We start from the raw sequence: 13298 nt of genomic DNA, 5'->3' as shown, positions 1-13298 counted from the left end.
AATATTTCAAACATTAATCATCAAATCATAAAAATATGAACATTAATAAATTTACAACTAAATCGCAGGAAGCCATTCAGCTTTCTCAACAGCTGGCTCAGCGATACGGGCAGCAACAAATAGAAAACGAACACATCTTTAAAGCTATTTTTGAAGTTGATGAAAATGTGGCACCTTTTATTTTAAAAAAACTTAATGTAAATGTGCCGTTGTTTTTGCAAATTCTGGACAGCACAATTCAAAGTTTTCCAAAAGTTTCCGGAGGTGATATTATGCTTTCCAGAGATGCAAATAAAGCTTTGAATGAAGCTGAAATCATAGCACAAAAAATGAACGACGAATACGTTTCTATTGAACATTTGATTTTAGCGATCTTTGATTCAAAAAGCAAAGTTGCCCAAATTTTAAAGGATCAGGGCGTTACCGGAAAAGCTTTGAAAGCTACCATTGAAGAGCTTAGAAAGGGCGAAAGAGTAACGTCGGCTTCAGCTGAGGAAACTTATAATGCCCTGAACAAATATGCTAAAAATCTGAACGAATTAGCCAGCACAGGAAAACTTGATCCGGTTATTGGACGTGACGAAGAAATTCGTCGTGTGTTGCAGATTCTAACGCGCAGAACAAAAAATAACCCAATGCTGGTGGGTGAACCCGGAGTTGGTAAAACCGCTATTGCAGAAGGTTTGGCGCACAGAATTGTAGATGGAGACGTTCCTGAAAACCTAAAAGACAAAATTGTTTTTTCTCTGGATATGGGCGCTTTGATTGCCGGTGCAAAATACAAGGGAGAATTTGAAGAGCGCTTAAAATCGGTTGTTAAGGAAGTTACCGCCGCAGAGGGAGATATTGTTTTATTTATTGACGAGATTCACACTCTTGTAGGTGCAGGTGGGGGTGAAGGCGCAATGGATGCGGCAAATATTCTGAAGCCGGCTTTGGCTCGTGGAGAATTAAGAGCGATTGGAGCCACGACTTTAGACGAATATCAAAAATATTTTGAAAAAGATAAAGCTTTGGAGCGTCGTTTTCAAAAGGTTTTAGTGGACGAGCCGGATACTGAAAGTGCGATTTCAATCCTTCGCGGAATTAAAGAAAAATACGAAACGCATCATAAAGTTCAGATAAAAGATGAAGCAATTATAGCAGCAGTCGAACTTTCACAACGTTATATTACTAATCGTTTTTTACCGGATAAAGCCATTGACCTGATGGATGAAGCGGCTTCTAAATTACGTATGGAAATCAATTCAAAACCGGAAGAACTGGATGTTTTGGATCGTAAAATTATGCAGTTGGAAATTGAGATTGAAGCTATTAAACGTGAAAAAGAAGAAGCTAAGCTTAAAATTCTGCACATGGATTTGGCAAATCTTAAAGAAGAACGCAATGAAATCTACACCAAATGGAAATCTGAAAAAGATATTGTGGATGGGATTCAGGCAGTTAAATTAGAAATTGAAGATTTTAAACACGATGCTGAACGTGCAGAACGTGATGGAGATTACGGAAAAGTGGCTGAAATTCGTTATGGAAAGATAAAAGAAGCTCAGGAACGTCTAGACGGTTTACAAAAACAATTACAGGAATACCAATCAGGAACTTCATTGATTAAGGAAGAAGTAACCCGCGAAGATATTGCGGAAGTTGTAGCAAAATGGACAGGAATTCCAGTGATGAAAATGCTTCAGACAGAAAGAGAAAAACTTCTTCATCTTGAAGAAGAACTGCATAGAAGAGTTGTGGGACAGGAAGAGGCCATTGAAGCTGTGAGCGATGCTGTTCGAAGAAGCCGTGCAGGATTGCAGGATATGAAAAAACCGGTTGGAACGTTTTTATTTCTGGGAACAACAGGAGTTGGTAAGACAGAGCTGGCAAAAGCCCTGGCCGAATATCTTTTTGACGATGAAAATGCGATGACGCGTATTGATATGAGCGAATATCAGGAACGCCATAGTGTGAGCCGTTTAGTAGGTGCTCCTCCCGGATATGTGGGCTATGATGAAGGTGGTCAATTGACAGAAGCTGTCCGCAGGAAACCATATTCTGTGATTTTATTAGATGAAATTGAGAAGGCACATCCGGATACTTTTAATATTCTATTGCAGGTTTTGGATGAAGGCCGTTTAACAGACAATAAAGGTCGTCTGGCAGATTTTAAAAACACCATCATTATTATGACTTCTAACATGGGAAGCCAGATTATACAAGAGAAATTTGAAAACCTGAAAGGAAGTCTTGAAGCCGCAACTGAAACTGCAAAAACTGAAGTTTTAGGATTATTGAAACAAACTGTTCGCCCGGAATTTATCAACCGTATCGATGAAATTGTAATGTTTACGCCATTGACAGTTGATAATATTTCTAGAATTGTGAGTTTACAGCTTAAAAGTGTTAGTAAAATGCTGGCATTACAAGGCATTACAATGGATGCAACTCCTGAGGGAATCAAATATCTTTCAGATAAAGGATATGATCCTGAGTTTGGTGCGAGACCCGTAAAACGAGTAATTCAGCGTGAGGTTTTAAACCAGTTGTCAAAAGAAATTCTTGCAGGAAATATTACGACAGAAAGTATTATTTTGATTGATGCTTTCGATGGTAAACTGGTTTTTAGGAATCAGTCACAGCCTGTAGTAGAATAAACATATAAATGGTTGCATTTTTTAAACACCAGCAGAAATGTTGGTGTTTTTTTTTAATCCGTGAATAATGAAAGATTTTTTGAAAGTCTTATAAAAAATTAAGTGCTTTAAATTCTCAAATTTACAGTAACATTAAAATAAATTATTATGAACAATATATTTAGAGGTTTGCTGGCCGGCTATGGCGCAAAAAAATTAGGAGGAGGATGTTTTGGTACTGTAATCGTTTTTATAATTCTTTGGTTCTTGTTAGGGCAGTGCAGCTAATTTAATCCGATTATGTTAAAAAAAATAACATAAAAAGTAGTAGATTCGCACCTCTAACATTAATAAAAAGGTAAATATAATGGCATCAGGTTTTTTCGTACTATTAGATGATATCGCAGCAATTATGGATGATGTTGCTGTAATGAGCAAGGTTGCAGCAAAAAAAACAGCAGGTATTTTAGGCGATGATTTAGCTGTAAATGCAGAGAAAGCATCGGGCTTTGCTTCTTCCAGGGAACTTCCGGTGCTTTGGGCAATTAGCAAAGGTTCATTACTTAATAAAATTATTATTCTGCCGATTGCCTTTTTATTAAGTGCCTTTTTGCCAGTTGCAATTATTGTGATTCTGGTGCTTGGAGGGCTATTCCTCGCTTACGAAGGTGCAGAGAAAATTTATGAATTTATATTTCCTCACAAGCATCATGAACCGGAAGGTATAACGGAGGAAACTTATACTGAAGAACAAATTCTGGCTATGGAAAAAGGCAAAATAAAATCTGCTATTTTAACTGATTTTATATTGTCTGTAGAAATTGTAATTATTGCTTTGAGTACTGTGGTGGAAGAGCCTTTAATGCAGCAAATCGCTGTAACTTCAATAATTGCATTAATTGCAACTATTGGTGTGTATGGTATTGTAGCACTTATTGTGAGAATGGATGAAGCGGGTTATAAGCTTATTAAATTTAGCAAAAGAGAAAAGAGCATATCAAAATTTATTGGGAATATTTTAGTAAAAGCACTGCCATTGATTATAAAAAGTCTGACTGTAATTGGTACAATTGCTTTACTGTTAGTTGCAGGTGGTATCTTTGTACACTACATTCCATTTTTCCATCATTTATCTGAAGAAATTAAACTTCCTTCGATATTAAAAGAATTTGTGACCGGACTTGTTCTGGGTTGTGTCGTTTTGGTTATTGTAAATTTGTTCAAAAAGATTTTCAAAAAGTAGCAGTAACAAACCAATCATAAATAAAAAAACACCAACTTGCTGGTGTTTTTTTATTTAATTATCTTAAACTTGCTCCAAGCTCAGTTTCAAAAGTCTGCTGCAGCTTAGACATAATTTTATCAATCTGACTATCGGTAAGGGTTTTTGTATTGTCCTGAATTGTAAAACTCAGAGCGTATGATTTTTTACCTTCCGGAAGATTTTTACCTTCATAAACATCAAACAAATTTATGTCCTTTAAAAGCCCTTTTTCTGTCTGTTTTGCCAGTGTATAGATGCTTTCATAAGTGGTGCTCTGGTCAATCAATAATGCTAAATCCCTACGCACTTCCGGGTATTTAGGAATTTCAGAATATTTGATTTTTCCTGTAATGATTTTTAGAACCAAATCCCAGTTAAAATCAGCATAATACACTTCTTGTTTGATTCCGAAATGTTTTAAAATAGATTTTTTAACTACTCCGATTTCAACTAAAACCTCATTATTGTAAACTTTTGCAGTCCCTTCAGAAAAGACATCAGACTTAGACGGAACATTTGAAATTTTGTCTATACCTAAACGATTTAAAATACCAGTTACATATCCTTTTAGTAAAAAGAAATCGGTCGTTTTTTGTGGATTTGTCCAGCTTTCCTTATTTCTGTTACCTGAAATTAGCAAACTTAAATGTTTATGTTCCTCATAGCCATTAAGGTACTTATGGTATGTTTTTCCGAATTCAAATAATTTCAAATCAGAATTTCTTCTGTTGATGTTGTATGAAATTGCTTCAAGACCTGAAAACAATAACGATTGACGCATCGTCGATAAATCACTGCTCAACGGATTCAGCATGGTAACATTGTGTTCTTCTTTTAGGTCAGCAGATAATTTAGCATAAGCAGCTGTAGTTAATGAATTTGCCATCATCTCATGAAAACCCTGAGAATTCAACTGCGATGCAATTACGTTCTGTACTTTATAATCTTCGGTTCTTGGCGAATTGGCTACTGTAGCATTGAATTTTTTAGAGAAATCTATATTGTTGTAGCCAAAAACCCTTAATATTTCTTCTATAACGTCTATTTCGCGCTGAACATCAACACGATAAGCCGGAATTGTTAATCCCAGTCCAGATTCGGAAACACTATTTACTTTGATATCTAAGGAAACTAATATTTTTTTGATGGTATCTTTCGGAATTTCCTGTCCAATGATTTTATAAACGTGGCTGAAGTTTAGTAAAACAGAAAAATCTTCGACTTTTTTAGGATATACTTCTATTATATCTGATGTAACTTTTCCTCCTGCTACCTCCTGTATTAAAAGAGCAGCACGTTTCAGCGCGTATTCTGTAATAGTTGGGTCAATCCCTCTTTCAAACCTGAATGAAGCATCAGTATTGAGTTGATGTCTTTTGGCTGTTTTACGAACACTTACGGCATCAAAATAAGCACTTTCTAAGAAGATGGAAGTAGTTCCTTCTGAAACGCCTGATTTTTTTCCGCCAAAAACACCGGCAATGCAAAGAGGTCCTTTTTCATCGCAAATCATCAGATCATCTTTATGCAACGTTCTTTCAACATCGTCCAGAGTGGTAAATTTTGTTCCTTCCGGAAGTGTTTTTACAATTACTTTTCCGTTAATTTTCGCTGCATCAAATGCGTGCAAAGGCTGACCTAATTCGTGTAAAACGTAATTAGTAACGTCAACTATATTGTTTTTTGGAGTTAATCCGATAGCTTTTAAACGGTCTTTCAGCCATGCCGGGGAATCTTCTACAGTAATACCCGAAATCGTTAAACCGCAATATCTTGGTGCAAGAGCTGGCTCTTCAACGCTAACATCAATTTTTAAAGTACGCATGTCAACTCTGAAATTGCTAACAGAAGGCGTAATCAATTCTACATTTACCCCTCGCTGCAGCATGCCGGCTCTTAAATCGCGTGCTGTTCCATAATGGCTCATGGCATCGGCGCGGTTTGGAGTTAAACCTATTTCGAAAACTTCATCATTTACTATTTTGAAAACTTCAGAAGCAGCAGTTCCGGGAATCAGTTTTTCATCCAAAATCATGATGCCGTCATGACCTGTTCCGAGTCCTAATTCATCCTCAGCACAAATCATTCCGTGGCTTTCCTGACCTCGGATTTTGCCTTTTTTAATAGTGAATTCTCCTCCTTCTTTATCGTATAAAACTGTTCCAATGGTTGCAACAGGTACTTTCTGTCCAGCCGTAACGTTTGAAGCACCGCAAACTACCTGAATAGGATTTTCTAAACCAATATCTAATGTTGTCACTTTTAACCGGTCTGCATCCGGATGTTTTTCGCAGGTAAGCACATGTCCTACAACAACTCCTTCTAAGCCCCCTTTTATGGATTGGTATTTTTCGACAACTTCAACTTCAAGACCTAAATCCGTAAGTAATTCTGAAGTTTGCTCTGATGTCCAGTCTGTTTTAATGAATTGTTTTAACCAGTTATAAGATATTTTCATGTTGATTTCAGTATTCTTGATAAGGGTACAAATATAAGGATTGATTGCGGGAGTTGGAAACTATTTTTTTTGTTTTCTAAAGTTCCTTAATCAAAATTATAGATGGAAGTAAATTAATGTGGAAAAATTTGATTTAAATCAATTCTTCGACATGTCTTTTGATATTTTCAGCGATTTTTTGAGTTGGTAAATCATTAGCATCGGTACCAAACGGATCTTCAATTTCCTCGGCAATTAATTCTAAACTGGCCAATACATAAAAAATAAAAACTACGACAGGGATGACGAAGTATCCTAGCGAAAATACATATCCAAATGGCAGTGTAAGTACATATATGAAAATAAATTTTTTGATAAAAGCACTGTAAGAGTAGGGAATTGGTGTGTTTTTTATTCTTTCGCAGGCGCCACAAATATCTGTAAGGGAAGTTAATTCATTATTTAATGTGATAAGCTGATCGCCTGAAATTTTGTTTGTGGAGTAAAGATCCTGAATTTTTTGAAAAATAATTTTAGCAATCTGATTTGGCCTGTGTTTATGATGATCAATTTCTAAATCAACGTCATCAAAAAGCTGTTTTCCCGTTTCCTCATCTTTTAAGTGCTTATTTAAAATGGATGCATATCCGGGAATCATTTTTCTGAAAAAAGATTTATCTTTTTCGTCTGTTAAAATAACCGAAAGTTTTATAGCCAAATTACGGCTGCTGTTGACCAGACCGCCCCACATTTTGCGCCCTTCCCACCATCGGTCATAAGCTGTATTGGTTCTGTATGCCAGTAATAGGGATATTACAAAGCCTAACATACTATGCATTAAAGAAATATTTTTGACATGACTGTTTTCAGGCAATTCCCAGTATTCAATTTCAAGATAGGCGATCCCTGCGCTGTAAATTCCAATAAAAAACATTACAGGAATTAACTTTCGAAATGTATCGGCTTTGTTAAATTGAAAAATAAAACTAAACCAGTCTTTTGGATTATACGAAGTCATTTAAAAAATATTTTTCAGCAAAATTAAAACTAAAAACTGATATTTCCGGCTAATTCTTTTAATGCAATTTCAGATAATTTTGCCTGATATTGTGCATTGCTGTATCGTACTTTCGCATTCACGTAATTTAGCTGGGCAGTTCTGAAATCAAGCGTTGTAATGGTTCCGATTTTAAATTTATCTAAAGTAATCTGCATGTTTTGTCTGGCAATAGCTTCATTGTCTTCCTCCAGGTTAATTAATTCGAGATTGGTTAAATACGTTTGAAAAGCAGTGCTCAATTGTGTGTTTAAAATCAGATTTTGCTGTTCAATGGCAATTTGCGAGTTTTCGATTTCGATTTTAGCTACTTTTTCATTTCGATGCTGATTAAAGCCATCGAAAATATTGAGTGTCGCATTAAAACCATAATTTAAACCTCTTGAAGAAGTCTGACTGGTAAATCCTAAACTGGACTGAGTTTCTGCAAAATTATAGCCCGAAGTCAGGTTTACCACAGGATAACGGTCAGCTTTGACCTGTTTCAGCTGCAATTCTGCAATTCGTTTGTTGATGATTTGTGATTCTAAGGCAGGATTTTGTTTTTGTGCCAGATCCATTAAATCAGCCAAAACCAAAGTATTATCGACTGTCACCGTATCTGCAACCGTAAAGTCAATTTTCGGATCTCGGGCCAAATGCTGGTTTAATAAAATTTTAGCATTAGCATAGGATTCTTTTTGTCTTAACAAAGTAACCTGATCGGTATTCAAATCTACCTGAGCATTCAAAACTTCTAATTTAGAGGCTTTTCCAATGCTGAATCGGTTTTGTGCCAACTCTAATCTTTTGGTCGAAATCACAATTGTAGTATCTAAAGCAGATAATTGCTGCTGCTGCTGCACCAGGTCAAAGTAAGCCGAATTCACCTGACCAATTTTAACTAAAATTGTTCTTTTTAATTCTGAATCACCTAATTTTTGAAGTTCTTTCAGCTGGTCTAAGCGGGCAAACATTTTCATTCCGTCAAAAACCGTCCAGCCAAGACTTACCCCGTAGCCTAAATTATTGTTCTTTGCATTATCCAGAGAGACAGAAGTCCCGTCCTGACGTGTCTGGGATGAATTCTGAACACTGTTGTTGTCTGTAACTGAAGCTGTAAGAGTTGGGAGCATTCCTGCATTTCCTACAGTTACATTGGTTTCCGATATTTTCGAATTGTTTTTGGCGATTTTAATTTCAAAGTTATTTTCTAAAGCTATTTTCATAGCCTCTTCAATAGTCAGGACTTCCTGTGCATTGGTTTTGCCAATACAAAAGAAGAGAATCAGTAAAATGCGGTATAAATTTCTACTATTCATATTTATTTTCTTTTGCTGAAATCAATGAATCCTAAGTTTAAAATTCATGTTTTTCAGCGCTATTTTGTACTTTCTTTTTCGTATTCGTCAATATGATCGAACTCAGGATAATGTTTTCGCGCTTTCGACCACATCAGATAAATTGCCGGAATCACAAAAAGGGTTAATGCCAAAGAAAAAATAGTTCCTCCCACAATAACAACTCCCATACCAATTCTGCTCGTAGAAGCTGCTCCAAGCGACATTGCGATTGGTAAAGCTCCCAACGCAATAGCCAGACTGGTCATTAAAATAGGACGCAAACGTGCTTCTGAAGCTTCCATTATAGCTTCTAATTTTGGTTTACCCTGTTCACGCAGCTGATTGGCAAATTCGACAATCAAAATACCATTTTTGGTTACCAGTCCAATAAGCATTACAGTACCAATCTGACTGAAAATGTTCCAGCTCTGATTGAACAGCCATAGTGAAAATAAAGCTCCTGCAACAGCCATTGGTACGGTTAAGATGATAATTAACGGATCAATAAAACTTTCAAACTGAGCCGCCAAAATTAGGAAAATCAACAATAACGCTAATCCGAAGGCGAATGAAGTATTGGAACTGCTTTCGACAAAATCTCGCGATTCCCCGCTCAAATCAGTAGTAAAACTCTGATCCAAAACTTTTGCTTTAATTCGGTCCATTTCCTCAATACCATCGCTGATACTTTTTCCGGGTGCCAGTCCTGCAGAAACCGTTGCCGACATGTATCGGTTGTTGTGGTATAACTGAGGAGGATTGCTTTGCTCTTCAATATTTACGACGTTATCCATCTGAATCAGTTCTCCGTTTTTGTTTTTTACAAAAATCGAAGTCAGATCAAGCGGTTTAGAACGGTCTTCCTGATCAAACTGACCGATAACCTGATATTGTTTTCCGTTTTTAATGAAATACCCAAAACGTTGTCCGCTTAACGAAAGCTGTAAAGTCTGAGCAATATCCATTATAGAAATTCCTAAACTTTCGGCTTTTTCACGATCGATACTTACATTGATTTCAGGTTTGTTGAATTTTAAATTAACATCACTAATGGAGAATACATCACTTTTACCCACTTCTTCCATGAAAAGCGGGATTTTCTCCCTTAGTTTTTCAAAAGTCGGCGCCTGAACAATGTATTGAATAGGCAAACCTCCACGTCTGTTAACCGCAATAGTGGGCTGTTGGATTACAGAGGTTTTGGCGTCCGGATATTGCTTGGTCCATTTGGTTAGTTTATCAGCAATATCTTTTTGAGAACGAACTCTTTCGTCTGGTTCCTTTAGCGAAAGCCTGATAAAACCACTATTTACAGATGAGGAACCAAATCCCGGTGACGTAATAACCAGACTTACTTTTTTCTCCGGAATAGAATCGTCTACCAACCTTGAAATCTCCTGCATAAAACGATCTGTATATTCATAAGAAGATCCTTCAGGCGTTGTCATTCTCATTGTAACAGAACTACGGTCGTCTAACGGTGCTGTTTCTTTTGGAAGTATGGTAAAAAACAGATATATCATTCCAAAACAGACAATAAGAATTGGAAAACTAATCCATTTTCGCTCCATAAATTTAGAGAGGCTTTCTGCATAAGAGCTGTTCATTTTTTCGAAAAATGGCTCCGTCTTCATGTAGAATTTGGATTTTTTCTGTTCTCCGCCTTTCATCAGATATGCATTCAGCATTGGTGTTAACGTCAAGGATACAAAAGCCGAAATCAATACCGCCGAGCCAATAACAACCCCAAACTCCCTAAAAAGGCGTCCTACGAAACCTTCAAGAAAAATTACTGGTAAAAATACAGCTGCCAGTGTTACAGATATCGAAATTACAGCATAGAAAATTTCGTTAGAACCTTTAATTGCAGCCTCAATTGGAGACATTCCTTCTTCAACTTTTTTGAAGATATTTTCGGTAACCACGATTCCATCGTCAACCACAAGACCCGTTGCCAAAACAATGGCTAAAAGCGTTAATACATTGATGGAAAATCCGAGCATCCACATAATAAAAAATGTAGCAATTAACGATACCGGAATGTCAATCAAAGGTCTGAAAGCGATTGCCCAGTCCCTGAAAAACAGGTAGATAATAATGATTACCAGTACAATAGAGATTCCTAAAGTTTCAGCAACCTCTAATACAGATTTCTTTACAAACTGAGTATTATCCAGAGCAATATTAAGTTTGATATCTTTAGGTAAATCCTTTTTCAGGGATTCGTATTTTTTGTAAAATTCTGATGAAATATCTAAATAATTGGCTCCCGGCATTGGCACAATCGCAAGACCAATCATTGGAAGCCCGGAGGATGTTAATTGTGTTTCTATATTTTCCGGTCCTAATTCGGCTCCTCCAACATCACTGAAGCGTATAATTTTATCGCCTTCTGTACGAATGATGATGTTGTTGAATTCTTCCGGTGTAGATAGATTTCCAATTGTTTTTACAGTCAGCTCGGTGTTGTTTCCGGTCAGTTTTCCTGAAGGCAGCTCAACATTTTGTGCATTTAATGCATTACGAACATCTGCTACGGTGCATTTATAGGCAGTTAGTTTTACAGGGTCAATCCATAAACGCATGGCGTAACGTTTTTGTCCCCAAATCTGAACACCGCTCACGCCCGGAATCGTTTCCAGCCGCTGTGAAATAACATTTTCTGCATAATCACTTAATTCAAGCGAGCTTCGGGTGTCACTCTGAAGCGTCATCGAAATAATAGATTCACTGTCTGCATCAGCTTTAGAAACAACCGGCGGCGCATCAATATCCTGCGGTAAATTTCGGACTGCCTGGGAAACCTTGTCACGAACATCATTTGCAGCTTCTTCCAGATCTTTGTCTAAGTTAAATTCGATGGTAATATTACTGCTTCCCTGATTACTGGATGACGTAATATTTCGGATTCCGTCTATAGCATTTACTGCTTTTTCAAGAGGCTCAGTAATTTGTGATTCAATAATATCAGAATTGGCTCCTGTATAATTGGTACGAATGGAAACCTGCGCAGGGTCGATCGAAGGAAATTCCCGAACACCCAGAAAAGTATAACCAATAAAACCAAATAAAATAATCAAAAGATTCAGTACAATGGTTAAAACAGGTCTTTTTATGCTTGTGGTTGATAAACTCATTTGTTGAATTATAAATTAGTTAGTTGTGAATCATGGATTAGTATTCCTGAAATGATAATATAATTTCAGAACTTATAACTCCAAACTCATAACTTAAAAATTATTTTACTTTAACTTTTATGGGAGCTTCATCTTTTAAAGACATAACACCGCTTGTTATTAAAGTGTCGCCTGCTTTTAATCCTGATAAAATTAAAACTGAAGCATCAGTTCTTGTAGCTGCTTCTACTTTAATTTCTTTCGCTTTGCCCATATTGGCAATGTAAACTTTTTTACCGTCCTTTATCGGAACAATAGCTTCTGAAGGCACTGTGATTGCGTCTTTAATGATGTTCAAAGGGAGTTTTACATCAGCAAAAGTTCCCGGAAAAAGTTTTCCGTCACTGTTTTCTGCGATGGCACGAATTTTTAAAGTACGTGTTGCTACTTCAACTTCCGGTTCAATGGCGTAAATTTTTGCTTTATAGACTTTATCCGATCCTGATACAGAAAAGTCGATAACAGAACCAGAGTTTACCTGAGCAGCATATTTTTCAGGGATGGAGAATGTAATTTTTAGCTTACCGGTATTTACAAGTTTCGCTACCAAAACCGTTGGTGTAATATACGTTCCGGGTGAAATAGAGCGCAAACCAATTTTTCCTGAAAAAGGGGCTTTTACAGAAGTTTTGGCAATTTGAGCACTTATTAATTGCGTCTGTGCTTTCGCGGAAGCGTAATCTGCGTTGGCAACATCAAATTCTTCCTGGCTTATAGCTTCTTTTTGTAACAATAATTTAGCTCTTCTTTGATTTTCGCCTGCCAGCCCTTCTTTTGTCTGCGCTTGTCTCAACTGAGCTCTCAATTCAATATCATTTACCTTAAAAAGTACCTGACCTTTTTTTACATTACTACCTTCGCTAAAGTAAATTCCTTCCACAATTCCCGAAATTTCACTGTGAATTTCTACCTGTTCATTGGCTTCAATTGATCCTGATAACGATAAATTATTGTCAAAAACCGAAGTTTTAATCACAATTCCCGTTACACTGGCAGGCCTGTCTTTATCGCCGAATTTTTTAGATTCTTCGTTTTTCTTTTTGTTGGATATCACACGATAGGTGATAAAACCTCCAAGTACTAGAATTATAAGGGCGTAAATTAGGTGTTTTATTTTCATAAAATTTAAGGTAAATGTGTTTAAGATATGAAATTAGTGGTTTACAAATTTAGTTTTTTGATGCGAATACAAAGGGGCTTAATATTTATTTAACATTTGTATGTACAAGTGTTTTCAAGCCTGAAAAGCTTAGACATGTGTTTTGAAAAAAGGTTTAATTGAAATGTTGCTTTTTTTTAGGATAATTTTCAGGAGCTATTTCCTGCTGTCCACTATATCTTTTGTGCCGAACCCCGGCACAAAAGGATGCCGTTTCCATCAGGGCTCATATCTTTGACATAGATTAAAAATATGAAAATGT

Annotated in this window: 7 protein-coding genes; 2 read left to right on the top strand and 5 right to left on the bottom strand. The window is 36.5% G+C overall.

The features are described from left to right. The first annotated feature begins 35 nt into the window (after positions 1–35). Positions 36–2642 (top strand): ATP-dependent chaperone ClpB, encoded by a 2607-nt coding sequence (clpB, locus tag GXM17_RS18845; RefSeq protein WP_163401097.1) that lies wholly within the window; start codon positions 36–38, stop codon positions 2640–2642. 346 nt (positions 2643–2988) lie between these two features. Next, positions 2989–3864, top strand: coding sequence for a DUF808 domain-containing protein (locus GXM17_RS18840; RefSeq protein WP_163401096.1), 876 nt, complete (start codon positions 2989–2991; stop codon positions 3862–3864). Positions 3865–3922: 58 nt separating this feature from the next. Here the strand turns inward: GXM17_RS18840 and pheT are convergent, their stop codons facing one another. From pheT to GXM17_RS18815, 5 genes are all read right to left on the bottom strand, one after another. After that, a complete protein-coding gene (pheT, locus tag GXM17_RS18835) occupies positions 3923–6343 on the bottom strand; it encodes a phenylalanine--tRNA ligase subunit beta (protein WP_163401095.1) in 2421 nt (806 codons plus the stop codon). Positions 6344–6476: 133 nt separating this feature from the next. Beyond that, the gene (locus GXM17_RS18830; RefSeq protein WP_163401094.1) at positions 6477–7340 is read right to left on the bottom strand and encodes a bestrophin family protein; all 864 of its coding nucleotides are present in this window, start codon (positions 7338–7340) and stop codon (positions 6477–6479) included. Between the two features lie 29 nt (positions 7341–7369). After that, the gene (locus GXM17_RS18825) at positions 7370–8680 is read right to left on the bottom strand and encodes a TolC family protein (protein WP_163401093.1); all 1311 of its coding nucleotides are present in this window, start codon (positions 8678–8680) and stop codon (positions 7370–7372) included. Between the two features lie 59 nt (positions 8681–8739). After that, complete coding sequence (locus GXM17_RS18820) at positions 8740–11838, bottom strand: efflux RND transporter permease subunit (RefSeq protein WP_163401092.1); 3099 nt, start codon at positions 11836–11838, stop codon at positions 8740–8742. Positions 11839–11938: 100 nt separating this feature from the next. After that, positions 11939–12997, bottom strand: coding sequence for an efflux RND transporter periplasmic adaptor subunit (locus GXM17_RS18815; RefSeq protein ID WP_163401091.1), 1059 nt, complete (start codon positions 12995–12997; stop codon positions 11939–11941). Positions 12998–13298: the final 301 nt, after the last annotated feature.

Source organism: Flavobacterium fluviatile, from assembly GCF_010645065.1.
Classification (GTDB): domain Bacteria; phylum Bacteroidota; class Bacteroidia; order Flavobacteriales; family Flavobacteriaceae; genus Flavobacterium; species Flavobacterium fluviatile.
The sequence above is the reverse complement of the archived record's forward strand: the minus strand, read 5'-3'. Positions and strand labels throughout refer to the sequence as shown.

What these genes read in the sequence shown, in the direction of transcription:
- clpB (WP_163401097.1), top strand. Translation starts at nt 36, where the DNA reads ATGAACATTAATAAATTTACAACTAAATCGCAGGAAGCCATTCAGCTT.
- GXM17_RS18840 (WP_163401096.1), top strand. Translation starts at nt 2,989, where the DNA reads ATGGCATCAGGTTTTTTCGTACTATTAGATGATATCGCAGCAATTATG.
- pheT (WP_163401095.1), bottom strand. Translation starts at nt 6,343, where the DNA reads ATGAAAATATCTTATAACTGGTTAAAACAATTCATTAAAACAGACTGG.
- GXM17_RS18830 (WP_163401094.1), bottom strand. Translation starts at nt 7,340, where the DNA reads ATGACTTCGTATAATCCAAAAGACTGGTTTAGTTTTATTTTTCAATTT.
- GXM17_RS18825 (WP_163401093.1), bottom strand. Translation starts at nt 8,680, where the DNA reads ATGAATAGTAGAAATTTATACCGCATTTTACTGATTCTCTTCTTTTGT.
- GXM17_RS18820 (WP_163401092.1), bottom strand. Translation starts at nt 11,838, where the DNA reads ATGAGTTTATCAACCACAAGCATAAAAAGACCTGTTTTAACCATTGTA.
- GXM17_RS18815 (WP_163401091.1), bottom strand. Translation starts at nt 12,997, where the DNA reads ATGAAAATAAAACACCTAATTTACGCCCTTATAATTCTAGTACTTGGA.